This is a genomic window from Acetobacterium wieringae (assembly GCF_023700225.1).
Taxonomy (GTDB): Bacteria; Bacillota; Clostridia; order Eubacteriales; family Eubacteriaceae; genus Acetobacterium; species Acetobacterium wieringae.
In genome coordinates this window covers 1,244,395-1,263,298 of the sequence record NZ_CP097897.1, presented here as the reverse complement: position 1 = coordinate 1,263,298, position 18,904 = coordinate 1,244,395, and the positions used below count along the sequence as shown (strand labels likewise).

The 18,904-nt window shown below is 44.1% G+C and carries 14 protein-coding genes; 8 read left to right on the top strand and 6 right to left on the bottom strand.

From position 1 onward, the window contains the following. Positions 1-6 precede the first annotated feature (6 nt). The gene (locus CHL1_RS06135; RefSeq protein WP_243134794.1) at positions 7-825 is read left to right on the top strand and encodes an EcsC family protein; all 819 of its coding nucleotides are present in this window, start codon (positions 7-9) and stop codon (positions 823-825) included. 27 nt (positions 826-852) lie between these two features. On the opposite strand, the gene CHL1_RS06130 is transcribed toward CHL1_RS06135, so the two are convergent. The 4 genes from CHL1_RS06130 to CHL1_RS06115 form a co-directional block, all read right to left on the bottom strand. Continuing rightward, the gene (locus CHL1_RS06130; RefSeq protein ID WP_250935300.1) at positions 853-2,418 is read right to left on the bottom strand and encodes a DUF4153 domain-containing protein; all 1,566 of its coding nucleotides are present in this window, start codon (positions 2,416-2,418) and stop codon (positions 853-855) included. Further along, on the bottom strand, positions 2,409-2,654 hold the full coding sequence (locus CHL1_RS06125; RefSeq protein WP_250935299.1) for a hypothetical protein: 246 nt from the start codon (positions 2,652-2,654) through the stop codon (positions 2,409-2,411). The genes CHL1_RS06130 and CHL1_RS06125 overlap by 10 nt, the downstream gene beginning before the upstream one ends. Positions 2,655-3,133: 479 nt before the next feature. Beyond that, positions 3,134-5,677: a bifunctional diguanylate cyclase/phosphodiesterase gene (locus CHL1_RS06120; RefSeq protein ID WP_250935297.1), complete on the bottom strand. Its 2,544-nt coding sequence runs from the start codon at positions 5,675-5,677 to the stop codon at positions 3,134-3,136. Positions 5,678-5,931: 254 nt separating this feature from the next. Beyond that, the gene (locus tag CHL1_RS06115; protein WP_250935295.1) at positions 5,932-7,953 is read right to left on the bottom strand and encodes a S8 family serine peptidase; all 2,022 of its coding nucleotides are present in this window, start codon (positions 7,951-7,953) and stop codon (positions 5,932-5,934) included. Positions 7,954-8,359: 406 nt separating this feature from the next. On the opposite strand from CHL1_RS06115, the gene CHL1_RS06110 reads away from it, so the two are divergent. Then, positions 8,360-8,839, top strand: coding sequence for a YbaK/EbsC family protein (locus CHL1_RS06110; protein WP_250935293.1), 480 nt, complete (start codon positions 8,360-8,362; stop codon positions 8,837-8,839). Positions 8,840-8,931: 92 nt separating this feature from the next. On the opposite strand, the gene CHL1_RS06105 is transcribed toward CHL1_RS06110, so the two are convergent. Both CHL1_RS06105 and CHL1_RS06100 read right to left on the bottom strand, forming a co-directional pair. Next, complete coding sequence (locus tag CHL1_RS06105; protein ID WP_148637697.1) at positions 8,932-9,720, bottom strand: GIDE domain-containing protein; 789 nt, start codon at positions 9,718-9,720, stop codon at positions 8,932-8,934. Between the two features lie 4 nt (positions 9,721-9,724). Further along, positions 9,725-10,393 (bottom strand): PspA/IM30 family protein, encoded by a 669-nt coding sequence (locus CHL1_RS06100; protein ID WP_070371271.1) that lies wholly within the window; start codon positions 10,391-10,393, stop codon positions 9,725-9,727. Between the two features lie 487 nt (positions 10,394-10,880). Between CHL1_RS06100 and CHL1_RS06095 the strand changes: the two genes are divergently transcribed. The 6 genes from CHL1_RS06095 to CHL1_RS06070 all read left to right on the top strand — a co-directional run bounded on the left by CHL1_RS06095 (position 10,881) and on the right by CHL1_RS06070 (position 18,835). Then, on the top strand, positions 10,881-13,898 hold the full coding sequence (locus CHL1_RS06095; RefSeq protein ID WP_250935291.1) for a methyl-accepting chemotaxis protein: 3,018 nt from the start codon (positions 10,881-10,883) through the stop codon (positions 13,896-13,898). A gap of 276 nt (positions 13,899-14,174) precedes the next feature. Further along, positions 14,175-17,042, top strand: a complete 2,868-nt coding sequence (locus CHL1_RS06090) for a methyl-accepting chemotaxis protein (protein WP_250935290.1) — start codon at positions 14,175-14,177, stop codon at positions 17,040-17,042. Between the two features lie 200 nt (positions 17,043-17,242). After that, a complete protein-coding gene (locus CHL1_RS06085; protein ID WP_250935288.1) occupies positions 17,243-17,734 on the top strand; it encodes a Na+/H+ antiporter subunit E in 492 nt (163 codons plus the stop codon). After that, positions 17,731-17,994 (top strand): MrpF/PhaF family protein, encoded by a 264-nt coding sequence (locus CHL1_RS06080; RefSeq protein ID WP_070371267.1) that lies wholly within the window; start codon positions 17,731-17,733, stop codon positions 17,992-17,994. The genes CHL1_RS06085 and CHL1_RS06080 overlap by 4 nt, the downstream gene beginning before the upstream one ends. Beyond that, positions 17,991-18,293 (top strand): monovalent cation/H(+) antiporter subunit G, encoded by a 303-nt coding sequence (gene mnhG / locus CHL1_RS06075; protein WP_070371266.1) that lies wholly within the window; start codon positions 17,991-17,993, stop codon positions 18,291-18,293. The genes CHL1_RS06080 and mnhG overlap by 4 nt, the downstream gene beginning before the upstream one ends. Beyond that, positions 18,290-18,835, top strand: coding sequence for a Na(+)/H(+) antiporter subunit B (locus CHL1_RS06070; RefSeq protein WP_250935286.1), 546 nt, complete (start codon positions 18,290-18,292; stop codon positions 18,833-18,835). Before mnhG ends, CHL1_RS06070 begins: the two co-directional genes overlap by 4 nt. Positions 18,836-18,904 lie beyond the last annotated feature (69 nt).

Below are 18,904 nucleotides of genomic sequence, written 5' to 3'. Positions count from 1 at the left end.
TCAAAAATGAAAAAAGACCTGATCCTATCAAAACAACTGACCATGCTGGAAAAACACGAACAGAAGTTTTTGAATCAGACTGACAGTCCGTTTATGAAATCAAACTTTTCCCCGATGGTCAATAAAATTCAGGATAAAATACCAGCCAAGCTGCAGTCAACCCTGGACGCGGCCTTTTACATGGGCTTTCATCTGGTCTTTGAAAAAGGCAGTTCATTAATCGAAAAAATAGTCAATAAAGAAAAAATTGAAATCGAATATGATTTAAATAATTATGCGATTGAAAAATATATGAATCGAAAACATCTGACTAAGTTGGATAAATCGTCAAAGCACTCCAAAACCATCAATGAATCCATTGCTGCCATTGAAGGCGGTGTTCTGGGTTTGTTGGGGATTGGTCTGCCTGATATTCCCCTGTTTCTTGGCGTCATCGTTAAAACCATCAATGAAATCGCCCTGTCCTATGGTTTTCAATACACCACGGAAGAAGAAAAAGCCTACCTGCTTTATCTGATCTGCGCCGCCATGACCAAAGAAGATCTGCGCAAAGCCTACGATCAGAAAGTCGAGGGCTTAGGTCAGGATATCGATACCCACGCCCACATAAGCATTGATCTGGATGCAGTGATGAAGGAGACCTCGGATCTGCTCTCCAATACCCTGCTGACCGCCAAATTTATTCAAGGATTGCCCATTGTCGGCGTCATCGGTGGGGTGGTCAATCCCCTGATAATCAATAAAATCGGCAAATACGCCCGGATCAAGTATAAAAAACGGTATTTACTTGGCAAAATAAAGACGACACCCCAAACGCAATACTGACTATTTAATAAAATTTCTTACCATTCGTTATTTTATCTGAACCAGCACATAAAAGTCAGCATTATATGTTGTCTCAACTTCTGATTTTTCGATGGCTAAAAAAATCGCTATCATCGAAATTTTCGCCTTATCATTTTCCACTGTAAACATAGCTTCGTCGGCATTCATATAATCTTTACTAACCTGGTAACTGCCACCCTGGGATGTATCAAAATGATCGAACACTTCTTGCATATTGATCCGCATCAGTTCTTGACCATCTGTCTCTGTCAGCACCAACTCCCCAATCCTACCTGTTTTTTCACGAACCAACGTATAGCTTTTTCCATTTGACTCAAAACTACATATCGTCGGATCCATTTTATCATCCTGCATATAGAAATTTGCCACTACAAAGGTCTGATACCCAGAAATATCAATCGGCGACTGTGGATTCAGATTGAGATAAATTGATTCGGATCGATGTGGGCCTTCCTCATAACGATAAAAACCGAAAGTATCATAAAAATCCTGATAAAGATCAAAATCCTTGCCAAGAAAAGAAATTTCGCTGGTGTATTCCATCATCGCCAGATAGTTGACTGAGTCAGAAATAATTTTTTTATCTGCTTCCGATATTGAAGCGTTCGGGAAAACGGTATCGTCTTGGATCATGCTATTGTCAACCAGCGTTTCGGTCAATCGACCAACTTGATTGGAACGACTAATCGTAAAAGCATCCACCGGCGGAATAATCGAAAATACTGAGAAGCCGATCAATAGCGCAGCGATGATCCCATTTTTACGAACTGGCATAAAACACATCAGAATCCCGGAAATAGCTGCAAAGACACCAAAAATAATCACATAGTACCGACCATGAGTGATTCCGGTATCCTGAATCCGCAACGCCGAGGCGACAATCTGAAAGATAACGATGGGAACCAGGATTTTAGGAAAAATTTTGCGGTACCATTTTGCAATTATATTTTCCAGATTACTAGCTAAAATATAAATCAATATGACTGCAATGGCGAAACCCACCAGCATCGGTTCCAGGCGATTATCAGTCCAGAAGTCTCCGGTAATATTTCTGGCAATATAAATAACCAGTATCACCGTGTAAACCGTCAAAAGCGGGATTATGATATAAGAAATCAGCACCTCCAAAAATCTCGGACACTGACAAGATCGTGCCAGCTTTTCCCGGTTATACTCCAATTGCTCCGGTGACCGGTTTTTGTCCGAAACCCCTGGATAGATGGGGATCAACGACAGAAAATAAATAGGAGCAAACAATATTCCAACGATGTTTAAGGTATGCAGATAGGCATTTTCCGAAACCCGAAACAACAGTAAATCAATGGCGGTGATAATCAGGGTAATCCCTGCAAACAGCACTCCTGAAAAAAGCAAGGCATTAAAGAAGGCTTTAAAGGTCGCCATAAAGCTTTGGTTAAAGCTGATCTCGCTTTTAATTGCCGGAACCCAGATATATGCCATCAACAAGGCAAAAAGTGCAACCGATGTGCGAATCCAGGTTTCCATACTGGTACTGGTATCCTGTCTGACGATCAGAAAATAACCCAGGGTCAATAGCAGACCTAAACCCATTGCGGCCAGCCGGTAACTTGTTTTATCAAAAACCGCTCCCATACCGCCTGGAGGGTAAACCCCAGAAAGGCACCAACTAAACAGGTCAGTAAATACCGGGTATAATCGGCATCCTGCTCAATCGCCATGGTGTTAACCACCGCCGCTGCCACCAAAAAAATAACCGTCACCGGATAGCGGGATAATGCCGCAACCAGACCACCTAATTTTTCGTTGATTTTATCAATCAGTTTCATCTCTGCTCCTAATCTAAACTCACCCTAGATAATTGCGATACTGCCGTGAGCTTTGCGCCCAGTTTCGACGAAACAATTTTTACACTGTACGGCGGACAGTTCTCTGAACTGTTCGCCTACACGTTACAAAATTGTTTTCGTGAAGGCAATGAGCCAATCACAAGCTGGTTTGTAGTTGGCGACTGCCCGCGAACAATAAGAAATTCGCATCGCGATTTCTTATTGTTGTGGAAACTGCACTCAAAGCAACCATTGTTCGATGCTTTTTCATTTCGCACTTACCCATAAACTTACCCGACAAATCCAAAAGACCATTCGCACGATCGACGACAATGATATTTTTTATATACCCTTCCCGGACAGATATACTAAATAAATCTGCTACCTTTTCATAAATGCCTTTTTAACATTTATTCTGATTGATTTTTTTGCTTAAAAAAAGTCTAATTGTTTGCTTCCAATTGAACTTCTCAGCTTGTTTATTCGTTTGTTTTAAATAATTCCGTCAAAGGCACCGGGCGCTTGAAATAATACCCCTGAAATTCTTTGGGTTCAAAGGTCTTGATAATTTCAAACTGTTCCCGGGTTTCCACCCCTTCCACGGTGACCTCAAAGGACAATTCATGAGCCATTTGGATCATTGTTTTTAGTAGCTTCCGACTTTTTATATCTTCCAATCGCTTAGCATAACTTTGGTCGATCTTTAACCGGTCAATCGGCAGATTTTTGATGTAATCAATGGATGCATACCCGGTGCCGAAATCATCCAGGGTGACCAGGAATCCCAGTTCCCGTAGTTCGGACAAAATGGCAGCACCATACTCTTTGTTCGTAATTAATGCAGTCTCGGTTATCTCAATCTCCAGTAAGTGTGGAGGAATATGATAACGGTTGACCGCGTCCAGCAACTTATACAAAATATCCCGGCTGGCAAAATGCTGACCGGAAAAATTGATGGCCACCGGCATTTCTCTGTTGACCAGATTATACTCGACAATCGACTGACATACCCGCTCGATTACATAAAAACCGATGTTGATTATTTGACCAGACTGTTCGGCAATATCAATGAAATAGCCCGGCGATTTAAGTGAGCCATCCTTTTGCTGCCAACGGATCAATGCCTCCAGTCCCAACATCGTCGTACCATCATTGGCATACTTGGGTTGATAATAAAGCACAAATTCTCTGGCTTCCAGTGCCGTTTCAATTTCATTTTTAATGGCATTTTCATGAAGGATTTTATCCATAATTGATTGATCGTAGTGCGAAACATTAATCAGAACATTATTGATCACCGGGGTAATTGCCAGTCGGCTCATTTGTAGCAGTTCTGAGTAGGACTCGGTCTGTAACGGGTAGTAGGCGATGCCGATTTTGTATTTTATAATGACCGTAAACAGGTCTAACACCAGGGGCTTATCAAAGAAATTGATCATCTGGCAAATTAACTGTGATTCTTCTTTGTGAATACCTTCCGTAGCAATTAAAAAGTCATTATTACTGGACAAACCGATCAGATCCCGCTCTTTGGTAATGCCTTCTAGAAATTCAGCAATGCTTCTGAGAATAGCGGCGTAAATTTCCTTGCCGTGACTATATGTCAACTCATTGAGATTGGTAATGGTTAAATTGATAATGGTAATGTCCTGATCTTTTAAAAAATTTGTTTCCAGCAGCGTATTAAACCGGATTTCATTGAGCACACCGGTTAACTGGTTGTAATCCAAAAGGTATGAAATTTTTTGATTGGCATTCATCAATAAACTGACATTCCGGGTCAACTCGTCCTGACTGATCTGCAGCTTCTCACTTTTTTGCTCCAGTTCCATTTTTCGGCGATATAATTCTTCATTGGCGTTTGCCAAAGCCAGGTGGGACTTTTTTCGAATAGTCATGATGATCAGCAGTGCAGAAATAATGACAGCCATCAGGATCATGATAAAGCTGATCAGAATCACCTGATTCAAGGTCAAAACGTAATTGCTCTGCGGTTTATTAATGATGATATTATTGGGTGGCAGACGCTCCTCGGGGAGATTAAACGCCTTCATGCCATAATAATTAAAAATTTTCTGTTGCACCGGTTCTTTTATAATCGGTATAGATTCAATGGAACGACCTGCCGATAATGCCAGGATATCTTCACCAATAATACGCCCGTGCTCATAGGGAGATACCACAAATCCACCAATCACCTGGTTGGTGATTGATGTTGAAACGCCACAGAAAGTTGGCAAGTTCGAATTTGCCGACAACATATTGGTGTACTGATCGTGATTCAACACCCCGAATGAACCTGCCGTATATAGGGCTGTGGATGCTTTGTCATAACCGGCTATTTCTTCCAATTGCTGGTCATAATCCTCTATTTTTATGAGATGTAAGTTGAAGCTACGCTGATCATCCGCCAGATTATCGTAAGCCGCCACCATTTGTTCATAGGTGCCCCGGGTCGTTGTGGTATCTGCTCCACAAATCAATAGATCCTTTATTTGCGGCATGGCAGTACCCAACCATACAAAAAACGCTTCATAGTCGACATTCTGAAGGATACCCTTAATGTCATTAAAGGGTAGCTCAAGCGGCAGCCCCCCGTTTACTCCGGCAAATAAAACTGGAACGTCAGGAAAATATTCATCCTTTAATGATAAGATCAATTCAAAGGCCGTATTATCGGTAACTACAATGGCAGCGATGTCTTTGGTTGCGTAATGTTTAATTTTTTCAATGGTGTTTTGATCCAGGGGAGTATCCCGATAGGCATCCAGATACTCCGTGTAGATAGTGTAATTGGTATCTGAAAGGTTCTCGGTAATGCCTTGATGAAGCGCATCAGTCCAGGAAAATCCCTGATTGTATGAATGGATAATCAAAATGTTCTCCCTGGAAGTCACCTCATCACCACCTGTGGCGTAAATACCTGAAAGAATCACCCCCGAAAAAAAAACGAGAAGATTCATCATTGCTAACGCTCTTTTACAGACCAGCCAACCCCGCTGCGAATAGTGTCCCTGTTTCATTTATGCCCTCCGTTATTATCCACCACTGATAATAGAATTCTCGTATTAGTTTTTATACCCATTCTAATCTTCAATAAATGCAAACTTACCTGACAACGCATCTGAAACACGATAAATTTTTAGAGTTATTTCGTTTTGCGATCAGTAATACACCTTTTGTATCAATAATAAAACCCGATTACAGCTTTTCTTCCCTGTAATCGGGTTTGTCTTCTTTCTGAGCCCAGCCTAAGCGGGCTCAAAAATTTTATTCGTCACTTTTCAATATAGGGGTTAACCGTTGAACCGGGTGCCGCACTGCCTTTAGGAACAATCTCAATCCGAATGCCCTCCAGTCGATAGCCAAAACCGGCGGTTCCGGCAGGTTGGCCATTACAGGCCCACCCCATCCATCCAACATTCTGGGCATGTACCTGGTAGTATACATCAAAAAGATCAGCATCATTACCGCTTAATTCGATGGCAATGGCTTCCAACCGCAACGATTGCCCTTCGGTTCCGCTTAAAGCGCCATCAGCCACAAAATTCTGCCAGCCAATGTTCTGGACATGGGTTTTATACTTTACCCCCAGATCATAGTTTTTTGTAATGGTATTGATCTCGATGGCTTCCAGCCGCAGTGACTTCCCTTCGGTTCCGCTGACGGCACCGTCAGCTACTACGCTCTGCCAACCGACATTTTGGACATGGGTGCGGTATTCAATGGTTGGTGCGGCCTTTTCTTTGATTACATAATTGACAATGGATTTTTTAACGGTATTACCCTTTTCGTCCAGCACCTGGACCGACAAGGTGTAGATTCCCGCAGCAGTTGGCGTAAAGACCGCCGTGGCAGTGCTACTATAATCCTGGATGGTAGTGGTTTGACCATTTAATTCATAATAAAATCCATATTGATAATTCCCTTCACCACCGCTGGCAGTCGCAGTTAACGTCAGCTGCGTTCCCAGTGTTTGTCCGGTTGGTTTATCAACCGTAAACGCATCAATCGTCAATGGATTGCTCGGAGTTACCTGCGCCAGGGCAGCATCCAACTGAATCATCCCATAACCATAGTAATCATCTCGGCCTTTGGCCCCAAAATCCAAGGCCGTTTCCTTCAGCAGGGTTTCCACCTGTTGACTTGTCATGGTGTGATCAGCGGCCATTAAAACCGCACAGGCACCGGCGGTGATGGGGCTGGCAAAAGATGTTCCGGAGGATTCCTCATATGTACCATCATGGGTGGTCGAATAAATCTTCTGACCTGGGGCACATAGATCAACCAAACTGTTGTGTTGAGAAAAGTAGGCAATGTTGTTGGTATTATCGGTAGCTCCCACCGAAATAACATTATTGTAGGATGCCGGTACTGCCAGCTCGCCGCTGTAATTGGCGTTACTGCCTTCATTTCCGGCCGCTGCAACCAGCACCTTTCCGGCATTGGCGGCATTTTCCACGGCTGTCCGCAAAGCTGCTGAAACCATATAGCCGCCGAAGCTCATATTAATTACTTTTACATCCGTTCGGGCCGCCGCTTCATACAAGGCGGCGCAAATATAGCCGACATCCAGATTCTTGTCGCCATCCGACAAGCCGCCGACCCGATAGGGCGCTACCTTGATATTGGCCGTTCCAGTTATTCCGGCCATGCCGATACCATTATTTGCCACTGCCGCCACACAACCCGAAACCAGGGTGCCATGCCCCGATAAATCCACCATCTCAGTGGTTCCTTCGACATAATCATAACCCGTTACCACATTATCAGCAAGATCCGGATGCTGAGTATTTAAACCAGTATCAATAACCGCCACCACCACGGTTTCTGAATTATCGACCTTGTTCCAGGTTTCATCGGCACCAACCCGTTCGAACTGCCAGGCCTTCGACAAATCGGGATCATTCGGTAGTGCTGAAGTTTGGAGATACGAATTTTTTTCAGCTACCAGAACATTGGGGTTTTCTGATAATTGGGCGACCAGAGCATCGACATCCGCCGAGTCGGCCACTTCGATAAGATCCACCTGAGCATTTAAAGACTCACCACCCTTAATATCCTGAGTGGTCAGGCCAAGACTGCCAATGGTGGACTGGTTTTTATAAATAACAATAATTTGATCTGTGATGTCTGAACTGGCATCAAGATTTGCGACCTCATCCAAACTTTGAATAACCATGGTCTGACCTTCAGCAAGAACCCCCAGGGGACAGGAGCCACCGACTAAAACCATAACCAGCAGCAAGACCAGCGCCTTTTTAAATCTCATCAACGTTACCTCAATTGCTTTCTCCATATTTTTTACCTGACTAACACGATTATAAGCGTTCCTGACAATTTTTTAATGTTTGCCGAAAAACCCTTTTCAGGAATTTTTATTGTTACTGGAATTATAACCGTAACGGGGGCTTTTATCAATCGATAGTTATGTTTATCCTTTATGCATGTTTGATATTTCTTAATAATTTCTGAATTCCAAGTTTCACTAAAGGTTTAAGGGGTATCATTCATTTAAGAGATAAACATCTCCCCTTTTTCTTTTCATTCCTAATATAAAAAAAGCAGCGCATCCATTCGGGATCACTGCTTTTTTTGTTGTGTTTTTCCGATTTATTCATTGATCAACCTGTCATTTGTTCTTTAAAATATGTTAAAATAAATTGATTATGACCAAAACCTCAGCGAGAAAAGGAGCAAAGAAAATGGCAATAGAAAAAGTACGAGACTATTTTAGTCAGTGGAATTTGGACGCTCGAATTCAGGAATTTGAGACGTCTTCGGCAACCGTGGAACTGGTAGCTCAAGCGTTAGGATGCGCTCCAGAGCGGATCGCCAAAACCTTATCCTTTAAATTGGAGGAGAAATGTGTGCTGGTCGTGACCGCAGGCGATGCGAAAATCGATAATGCTAAATTCAAAGCTCATTTTAAAACCAAGGCAAAAATGCTTACTCCGGACGAAGTTGATCGCTACATCGGTCACGGTATCGGCGGTGTCTGCCCCTTCGCCGTCAATGATGATGTGGACGTTTATCTCGATCATTCCCTAAAGCGATTCGAAACCGTCTTTCCCGCCTGTGGCAGTAGTAACAGTGCCATTGAATTGACCATTGATGAGTTGGAGAAATATTCAAAAAGTGTAGCCTGGTCAGATGTTTGTAAAAACTGGCAGCTTCAGGCTTAGCCACTTTTAAGCTCAGCGTTTAAAAAGGCCCCCGATGATGTCCATCATCGGGGGCCTATGTTTTATAATCTGCTGTACCGCTTTGTATTAATCTAAGAGAATAAAAACATCACGGCAATACCGGCAATAACACTGCCAACAGCAATTGCCAACGCTACAAATTTTTCATTTTTAACGTCATCCAATAATTCTTCTTCTGATTTATAAGTTACGTGGGATGGTTTTTTTGTGGTCACCGATCGCCCCACATAAAGCCGGTTGCCCCGCTTATGAATTTCACCCAGGATATACATCGGCTGATTTTCTGGCAGTATCTCTTCAAAAAAGCGATAACCCAGAAAACGGGAGCCCCGGGGGTTTGAAAAGCTGAAATTAAAATTATCCCTGACCCAGTTGGAATCTGCCGATTCCATCCGGTTGCAGCCGGGCATTAAATCCACATCAGCACCAAAACTAGCCATATCGATATAAACTTTTTCATCGGAGCTGCTGTCTGACAGATAAACTTCCACCGGACTCTTTTCGCTGGACAAAGAAGTTTCTACCTTATCGGTAATGGTTCGGGTATTGCCCTTATCATCCCGTTCGGTTCTGGTTTCTTCGTGAACAGAAAATACTTCATTCTCATAATACGCCACTGGCCGCTGGGAAAATGGAGCCTCCACATCACCTGATACACTGTGAAGATGCCCCTTGACCTCACTGTAATGCCGGTAATTCTCATCCAAACTGGATAAGTCCCCGACAATGTCCAAAACATCTTTGATGCAGGTCGTCTGTTGAAACTGGATTTCCTGAGCTTTTGTTTTGCTTTTTTTCAAAACAAAAACAGCATAGCAAATCCCTGCAATCATAATCAGTAATCCAATTATAAAAGCCATGGTTTTATTCGATTCCCAATTCAGCTTTTAGCTTGGCCAATTCGTCATCGACGGCAGCATTTTTTTCCAGGGCTTCGAATTCATCTTCCAGACTGGTGTTTTCGCCTGCCATTTCAGTAAATGCCTGGGCTTCTGCTTCTTTGGCATTAACCTTCTGTTCCATTTTATCGAGCTTGGTGAAGGCACTGGTGCTATCGGTGCTGTTTAAAGACGTGCTGACACTTTTCTGCGCATCGGCCATTTTTGAACGGGCGATCAGCATATTCTGTTTCATCCGGGCTTCTTCGAGCTTAGCTTTTAACTGACGCACCTGATCTTTTAACTGACCAACTTGCATGCTCATCGAGTCATAAGCTGCCTGAAATTGAACCAGATCCGCATCGACACTGGTTTTTTGAGCCAGCGCTTTTTTTGCCAGTTCTTCATTGCCAGCCTTCAATGCTGTTTTTGCTTTGTCGCTCCAGTCTGCTGAAGCTGCTTTAGCGGATTCCAATTGTTTTAAAGCCTGTTTTTCACTGCCCATCGCTGCACCCAAAGCCTGGGTGGCACTGTTAACCTGTGCTTCCATATCAATGATAATCTGCTTTACCATTTTTTCCGGATCTTCAGCCTTATCCAGCATGTCATTTACATTCGCCTTTAACAAGTCACTTAGACGTTCAAAAATTGCCATTTTTTCCTCCTGCTATCTGTTTTTTTGTTTGTGGCATTAAATGCCGTGGTAATTCAATTGCTTCCAGCCTTCGCCTGGCTCCAATTGCACCACCATTTTAGGTATGTTTATCTTAACAAATCGGGGAAAATAAGTCTATTGCTTTTTTGTATTAAGCGCAAATAAATACCACTTAATTTGCGAAAGCTCATTCATGATCGGCCTATCCTCTTTGGCTTGTTCATTCGACTATTAATTTGCGAATGTCCGCATCATTTCTGGGTATACTAACTATTAATCCGGTTGTTGTTTAAAAATTACAGAGCCTGGCCGAATTCACCATTGATCAACCTGATAAAAACGGTTACACTAGTAGTTAATTTCCTGTTTTATTAATCATCGGATTCATGGTGATTACTGGAGCTAATTGTGATACTACAAAAATCAAACAAAACGTTAAAGCCTATCGCAATTATCTATGATTATTAATCTAAAAGGAGTGGTGTATATGAAAAGCATTCGAACAAAACTCATGGTTTATTTCTCCGGACTGATTCTGGTTGTCTGTGCCATCTTTACCTTTGTTTCGATAAACGCCTTAACGAACGCAGTGGTGTCCGAAGCTGAGAAATCGCTGGAGACCCAGGCGCAAAATTCAGCGGATATCATCAGCAGTCGAAACGAACAGAATTATATTTATCTTGAGGGGATTGCTTCCCGGGATAAAATTTTTTCCCAAAGCGTCCCAATCAATGAAAAAATGGCGATCCTGAAAAATGATGTCAGTAGCTCCAATCGCTTCCTGCGGATTGGTGTTTCCGATCTCAATGGCAACCTCTACCTGTCTGACAGTTACGGTGATCGGGGGCAAATTGTTGATATTACCAAACGGGATTATTTTCATGCTTCCGCCGCCGGTGAGCGGGGTACCATGAACCCGGTGATCAGCGTCAATCCAGATGACAATGGCGCTTTGATCATGGCCTACTCGGTACCGATTTATGAAAACGGTGCCATCACCGGCGTCCTGGTTGCGGTAGCCAACGCCTGGTTTCTCAACGATATAACCGATTCGATGAAGTTTGGCGAGACCGGTTATACCTACATTGTCGATTCCACCGGTACTGCCATCTCTCATCCCGATCGGGATAATGTAGTCAACCAGATGAATCCCATTACCTTGGCGGAAACCGATGCCAATTTTAAAGAATTAAGCACCGCCATTGGGGCGGCCCTGGAGCAGGATTCAACTGCATCAACCTATACCCTGAATAATCAGGAATATTATATGGCCTCGTCAAAAGTTGATGGTATGGATTGGACTGTTATCCAAACCATCGAGTCCGATGAAGTCCTGTCAGCCTTGCCAGGCGCTATTTTAAATAGTGTCCTGATTTCGATAATGGTTTTGGCAGTCAGTCTGATCTTCTGTTATTTAATTTCTAAACGGATTACCGACCCAATTAAGAAAGTCAACCACATGATTAAAGAAATGGGCCTCGGTCACTTGAGTACCCGCCTTAATATGGAATCCAAAGATGAAATTGGTGAGATGGCACTGGCCATGGATAATTTTGCCGATAATCTTCAGACCGATGTCATTGAGGTGATGAACCAGATCTCTGATGGCGACGTTTCAGCTGACATCGAAGTTCTCGATGCTCAGGATGAAATCAAACCGGCGCTTAAAAAGACCATCGAATCGATTCGGGGTCTGATTAATGAAGCGACTATGCTATCTCAGGCCGGTGTGGCTGGAGAATTGTCAACCCGAGGCGATACCGAAGCTTTCAAAGGCGGTTTTAAAGATATTGTTGTAGGTGTCAATAACACCCTCGACGCCGTTGTCGGACCTCTTAATGTGGCGGCTGATTATGTGGAACGCATCGGCAAGGGACAGATCCCCGAAAAGATCACCGCCACCTATAACGGCGATTTTAATACCCTGAAAAATAGCATCAATGCCTGTATTGACGGCCTGGGAGCCCTTAAAGAAAGCAATCGGATTCTTGGTAAAATGAGTCTCAATGATTATTCTGAAACCATGCCGACGAATTATCTGGGTATTTATGCTGAAATCGGCCATTCCATTAATGATGTCCACACCCGACTGACCCGAATTGTTGAAATCTCTACCAATATCGCCAATGGGAACATGTGTGATCTGGAAGTATTATCAAAAATCGGTAAACGTAGTGACAACGATACGCTGATTCCCGCCCTTGTGGCCATGATTCAGAATATTCTTAACCTGGTCAATGAAACTGAAAAAATGGCCAGCATTGCCATTGAAGGTAATTTAAGCAATCGCGGTGATGTCTCCGGCTTCCCGGGCGACTTTGGAAAAATCGTTACCGGATTTAATCAGACTTTGGATGCAGTGATTGCCCCCATTGAAGAAGCTTCGGCGACGCTTACCCAATTGTCCCAGGGCAATCTCCATACCCAAATGAGCGGTGACTACCGGGGTGACCATGCTCAGATCAAAGAAGCATTAAACCGTACCATCAACTTCCTAAACCAATACGTTGGCGAAATAACCAGCACCTTGGAAGAAATGGGCCGAGGTAACCTGAGCCAGGAAATCACCAGCGATTATCTGGGCGACTTCCAGGCGATTAAAACGTCTCTTAATGATATTAATACCAACCTCAGCACCACCATGACCGACATCGATGTGGCAGCTGGTCAGGTTGAAGTGGGCGCCCGTCAGATTTCTGACGGTGGTCAGGCGCTGGCCCAGGGTACCACTGAACAAGCAAGCTCAATCCAGGAATTGACCGCATCCATCGAAGAAGTCGCTGGAGAAACCAAGAAAAACGCCATTCGGGCTAACGAAGCCAACGAGCGGGCCATTGAGGTACGCACCAATGCCGAAGTCGGCAACACGCAAATGACAAAAATGATTGCTGCCATGAGTGATATCAATATGTCATCCAATGATATTTCCAAGATTATCAAGGTGATCGACGACATCGCCTTCCAGACTAATATTCTGGCGCTCAATGCCGCCGTTGAAGCGGCCCGGGCCGGTCAGCACGGTAAAGGTTTTGCCGTTGTTGCTGAAGAAGTCCGAAGTCTGGTCGCCCGAAGCGCAGAAGCCGCCAAGGAAACCACTGGACTCATCGAAGGCTCAATCGATAAGGTTAACCTGGGCACAAAAATCGCCGACGACACCGCTATCAGTCTCAAAGAAATTCTTGATGAAATCGAAAAAGTAACCGGTCTGGTCGGCGATATTGCCCAAGCCTCCAACGAACAGGCTTCCGAAATCGCCCAGATTACCCAGGGTATTGAGCAGGTTTCCCAGGTGGTTCAGACCAACTCAGCTACTGCCGAAGAAAGTGCCGCCAGTGAAGAGCTGACTGGACAGGCCGAAATGCTCAAAGAAATGGTGGGTGCCTTTAAACTTAAAACTGCCACCCAAACCACCTTTAAAGCTGCTGCGCCTTTAAAACCAGAGTCCCCGGTCCCCGAACCTGCAGTGCAAATCCTACTGGATGACATGGAAATGGACAAATACTGATGCCGGTTATCTGATCATCCCAGTAACGTTTTCTCACGCTAAACCGCAATCCAACTTTAATTAGGCACTGACCCAAGCTAGGCCTCAGGTTGTCCGATCATGACAACCTGAGGTTTTTTGTGCGATAAGCCTTTTTTAAACGCTTTTTTTATTCTCCCACGGCCTTTTTAATTTAATTAATTATTTTATGCGCTTATGCTGTTACTGTTTGTCTGATTCGGGTAAATAAACCCCGAAAGAGGAATTATTTTATCCGAAATAAAGGGGGAATAAAAAATGCGATGGATTCTTAATCTAAAAATTGGTACAAAACTGATTGTAAGCTTCCTGATTGTGGCCCTTATCACTGGGGTTGTTGGTCTCGTCGGTATTATGAATATGCAGACGCTCCAAAATTCCAACAAAATTCACTACGAAAAAATGACCTTGCCAATTGCCGAGGTTGGTCAAATTTCCACCTCCTACCAGCGAATGCGGGTGATCGTCCGGGATATGATCATCGAAAACAGCCCCGAGCTGATTCAGTCCAATGCGGACAAGGTTATCATCCGTAACGGCGAAATTGATGAGGCGGCAGCGGCTTTTGCAGAAACCATCGTCGACCCCGAAATGCAGGCCGTCTTTGACGAATTTGTGGAAGCCCGAAAAGTTTTGGCTCAGGAATTTGAAAAGGTCAAAGAACTGGCCATCCAGAATCGGGATGCTGAAGCCTTTGCCCTGCTTGCCGATACCGGTTCTTATGAAATTGCGGCAGCGGCTCAAATGGATTTAATTAACGAGCTGGTGCCGATGAAACTGGCAGAAGCCCAAAAAGGCGCTGAGTTAGATGCGGCCACTGCCAATGCAGCGATGACCACCATGATTATCGTCACCCTTGTGGCCTTTGCAGTCGCTATTGCTTTTGGTTTAATCCTCCGTTCGATGATCAGCAAGCCCCTGCAACAGGCTAATCAAATGATCAAAGAAATGAGTCTGGGACATTTCACGATGCGCCTTAACATGAAACGAAAAGATGAAATCGGCGAAATGGCCGAATCCATGGATACCTTCTCCGATGACATTCAAACCGTTGTCATTGGCACTATGAACCAGATTTCCAATGGTGATGTCAGTACGGATGTGGAACCAAAAGATGCCCAAGATGAACTTTCACCAGCACTCAAACTGACCATTGAAACCATCCGTAGTCTAATCAGTGAAGCCACTATGCTATCAAATGCAGCAATCGCCGGACAATGGGAAACCCGTGGCGACTCCGATGCATTTAAGGGCGGTTTTAGAGAAATAGTGGAAGGTGTTAACGCCACTCTGGATACCGTTGTTGATAAAATGGTCTGGTACGAAGCAATTGTTGATGCTATTCCATTCCCGCTTCATGTCACCGATAATGATATGAAATGGACCTTCATGAATAAGCCATTTGAAGACCTGATGATCGCCAATAATGTCATCACGGATCGTACGTCTGCCTGTGGCATGGACTGCTACAATGCCAATGCCGATATTTGCCGTACCGAAGGCTGTGGGATCCGGCGACTGGTCGACCAAGGCTTGAATGACAGCTATTTCGAATGGGTCGGACGAAGTAATAAACAGGATACCGCCTATCTCAAAAACAAAAAAGGCGAAAACATTGGCTTCGTCGAAATCGTCACCGATTTAACCCCGATTATCCGGGTTAGCGACTATACCAAAACAGAAGTATCACGACTTGGCAACAATCTGATCCGTTTATCAGCAGGCGATCTGGACTTCGATCTGAATGTTGGTGAGCCCGATGAATACACCACTGAAGTCAGTGCGCAGTTCCATGAAATTGGCAACACCCTTGGTGAAGTAAAAAATTCAGTGGATAACCTGATCAGTGATGCCACCATGTTGGCCGAGGCCGGTATTGCCGGCCGCTTGAATACCCGGGCTGATGCCAGCCGCCATCAGGGCGATTTTGCCCGGATCGTCGACGGCGTCAACGCTACCTTGGATGCCGTTGTGGAACCGGTTCAAGAAGCATCAGCGACCTTGAAAGAACTGGCCCAGGGCAACCTGAACACCGGAATGGTTGGCCACTATAATGGTGATTATACCTTAATTAAAGACAACATGAATCAAACCATTGCCTTCCTGAAACGGTATGTGGATGAAATTACGGTTACGCTGGAAGAAATTGGTCGTGGCAACCTGGATCAACAAATTACTACCGAGTATCTGGGTGATTTCCAGGCCATTAAAGCAGCCCTAAATGAGATCACCAGTACGCTAAGCAACACCATGACCGAAATCAACGTGGCTGCCGGACAGGTTGACATGGGGGCCAAACAGATATCTGATGGTGGACAGGCCCTATCGCAAGGTACCACCGAACAGGCCAGCGCCATTCAACAACTGACGGCCTCCATTGAAGAGGTTGCCAGCGAAACCAAGCGAAATGCCATGAATGCCAATGAAGCCAACGAACTGGCTGTCAATGTTCGCGCCAATGCCGAAAAAGGCAATAGTCAGATGGCTACGATGATCGGGGCGATGGGTGACATCAATGATTCCTCGAATAATATTTCGAAGATTATCAAGGTAATTGATGACATTGCTTTCCAGACCAATATCCTGGCTTTGAATGCGGCCGTGGAAGCAGCCCGGGCTGGTCAGCATGGTAAAGGGTTTGCTGTTGTCGCTGAAGAAGTTAGAACCCTGGCTGCCCGAAGTGCTGAAGCTGCCAAAGAGACCACGGGCTTAATTGAAGGCTCGATTGATAAGGTTAGTGTCGGAACAAAAATTGCTGATGACACCGCCGAAAGCCTGAAAGAAATTCTCAATCAGATTGACAAAGTTGCTGGCTTGGTTGGCACCATTGCCCGGGCCTCCAATGATCAGGCTTCTGAAATCGCCCAGATTACCCAGGGTATTGAGCAGGTTTCACAGGTTGTTCAAACCAATTCCGCCACTGCCGAAGAAAGTGCCGCTGCCAGTGAAGAGCTCTCTGGTCAAGCTGAGATGCTAAAACATATGGTTGAAGCGTTTAAGCTAAAAACCACGAGTGCTTCCAGCAAAACTGCACGATCAACTTCCGCTTCCCCGGTAAAACCGGTTATCACCCCGGCACCAGAACCAAGCATCATTCTTGATGATCTGGATATGGATAAGTATTAAAAGTTTTGTCCTCACCATTTCGAGGCCTGGTTTTATCCAAACCAGGCCTCATTTTCATCCTTCAAAACTGTTCTTAATTCGATACCGGCGACTCTAATTTTTAGAATGTCCGATAAAAGCATGTGGTTGACAGTGCGTGCTTAGCTTGATTATAATAAAAATGACTCCCCTGATCATAACGCCACGTTTAAGGAGTTTGTATGAAAAAACTGATTGATAACCTTGTTCTGCTTTTTATTTTTACTGGTTTTTGGCTTATTTTAAATGAAAGTCTGGCTTTATCCCAGATTCTGGTGGGTCTGTTTTTTTCGTCAGTCGCCTTATTTTTCACCAACCGTTACTTGCTGGAAAATGACTATCAGAGTGCTTATGTTGTTAAATCAGAAGTGCTTTTTCGTTACGCTATCTATTTATTTTTTCAGATTTACCGCTCCGGCTTTTTCGCAATTTTAAAAACCCTTAAGTGTGAGGATACTGTCAAGATCATCGAGTACGAAACCTGTATCCATAGTGATCTGGGCATCTGTCTTTTGGCCAATGCCATTACCCTGACACCCGGCACTGTGACTCTTGGCAAGAATGGGCGACAGCTTAAAATTCTGGCTTTCGCCGATGAAAAGAGCTTTACTGATATCGCCGAAGGAAAAATCTGTTCTCCCTATGAAATGATATTAAGGAGTTTGGATCGATGACATTTTTAGAAACAACCTTATTGATTATTGCTATCTATATTGTTCTGGTGCTTATCCGGGTTATTCTGGGGCCAACGATTTGGGACCGCCTGCTGGGACTAAATACTATTTCAGCAAAAATTATCATGTCAATCGTTCTCCTGGCACTGATTACGGATCAGTCCTATTTAATGGATGTAGCCCTGGTTTATGCACTGCTGGGGTTTATCGGTACGGTGCTGATTGCCCGATTCATTGAAAAGAAAGGAGACCTGTCATGATCGACTTGCTGGCCTATCTGCTTGTCACCATTGCCCTTATTTTTATGGCACTGGGGGTAATTGGCCTGTTTCGCTTTAAAGATTTTTACTCCCGGATTCTTATTTCTGCCAAAATTGAAACGGTCGGTTTTTTAACCATCATGATCGGTCTCATTATTTTGTCGGGGTTTAGCTATGCTGCTATGAAAATCATGCTGATTACTCTACTGGTGATGATCACCAATCCTCTTTCCACCCATGCCATCGCCCGATCAGCTTTTTTAAGTGGCTATACCATCAATCAGGATACCCGACTATGACGACAAACATCCTTCTGATCACCCTGGTTGTTCTGGCCATCATCGCTCTGAACACCCAAAAATTACGGCGGGCGGTTGTCTATCTGGGAGTTTTCTCGCTGATCAGTTCCTTTCTTTATCTGCTTTACGGTGCCCCGGATGTGGCCATTGCTGAAGCGGTTATCGGTACGACCATCACGACCGTTTTATATCTGGTGGCACTCAAAAAATATCAGATCTTCACTATTTATTTTTGTAGTGATCCAAACGATCCGAATCGTCGCAATCTAACGAATAATTCCCCGTTCTTAAACAGTCTTGAATCGTTTCTGGTCAAACGGGAAATGGAACCTCAGATCATTTATTCTGAAAAACCCATAAAGACCATTCTGACTCAGGATAAATTTGATCTGGCCATCTGTCAAACTGACCAAAAATTCTGGATTTATGGCAGTGTCGATGACTATCAGCTGGATGCCCTTGAAGATCATTTGTTGACAAACCATGGCGACCTGAACATTCATTTGATTCGCTATACCGAAGGAGACGATAATGAAGCGTAGAATTATAACCCTGATTTTTGCCGCTACCCTTGCCGCTCTGGTTCTTTTTGTCAATTTTGATGCCCCACT

What these genes read in the sequence shown, in the direction of transcription:
- CHL1_RS06125 (WP_250935299.1), bottom strand. Translation starts at nt 2,654, where the DNA reads ATGAAACTGATTGATAAAATCAACGAAAAATTAGGTGGTCTGGTTGCG.
- CHL1_RS06090 (WP_250935290.1), top strand. Translation starts at nt 14,175, where the DNA reads ATGCGATGGATTCTTAATCTAAAAATTGGTACAAAACTGATTGTAAGC.
- CHL1_RS06115 (WP_250935295.1), bottom strand. Translation starts at nt 7,953, where the DNA reads ATGGAGAAAGCAATTGAGGTAACGTTGATGAGATTTAAAAAGGCGCTG.
- CHL1_RS06110 (WP_250935293.1), top strand. Translation starts at nt 8,360, where the DNA reads ATGGCAATAGAAAAAGTACGAGACTATTTTAGTCAGTGGAATTTGGAC.
- CHL1_RS06130 (WP_250935300.1), bottom strand. Translation starts at nt 2,418, where the DNA reads ATGGGTTTAGGTCTGCTATTGACCCTGGGTTATTTTCTGATCGTCAGA.
- CHL1_RS06105 (WP_148637697.1), bottom strand. Translation starts at nt 9,720, where the DNA reads ATGGCTTTTATAATTGGATTACTGATTATGATTGCAGGGATTTGCTAT.
- CHL1_RS06120 (WP_250935297.1), bottom strand. Translation starts at nt 5,677, where the DNA reads ATGAAACAGGGACACTATTCGCAGCGGGGTTGGCTGGTCTGTAAAAGA.
- mnhG (WP_070371266.1), top strand. Translation starts at nt 17,991, where the DNA reads ATGATCGACTTGCTGGCCTATCTGCTTGTCACCATTGCCCTTATTTTT.
- CHL1_RS06100 (WP_070371271.1), bottom strand. Translation starts at nt 10,393, where the DNA reads ATGGCAATTTTTGAACGTCTAAGTGACTTGTTAAAGGCGAATGTAAAT.
- CHL1_RS06085 (WP_250935288.1), top strand. Translation starts at nt 17,243, where the DNA reads ATGAAAAAACTGATTGATAACCTTGTTCTGCTTTTTATTTTTACTGGT.
- CHL1_RS06095 (WP_250935291.1), top strand. Translation starts at nt 10,881, where the DNA reads ATGAAAAGCATTCGAACAAAACTCATGGTTTATTTCTCCGGACTGATT.
- CHL1_RS06080 (WP_070371267.1), top strand. Translation starts at nt 17,731, where the DNA reads ATGACATTTTTAGAAACAACCTTATTGATTATTGCTATCTATATTGTT.
- CHL1_RS06135 (WP_243134794.1), top strand. Translation starts at nt 7, where the DNA reads ATGAAAAAAGACCTGATCCTATCAAAACAACTGACCATGCTGGAAAAA.
- CHL1_RS06070 (WP_250935286.1), top strand. Translation starts at nt 18,290, where the DNA reads ATGACGACAAACATCCTTCTGATCACCCTGGTTGTTCTGGCCATCATC.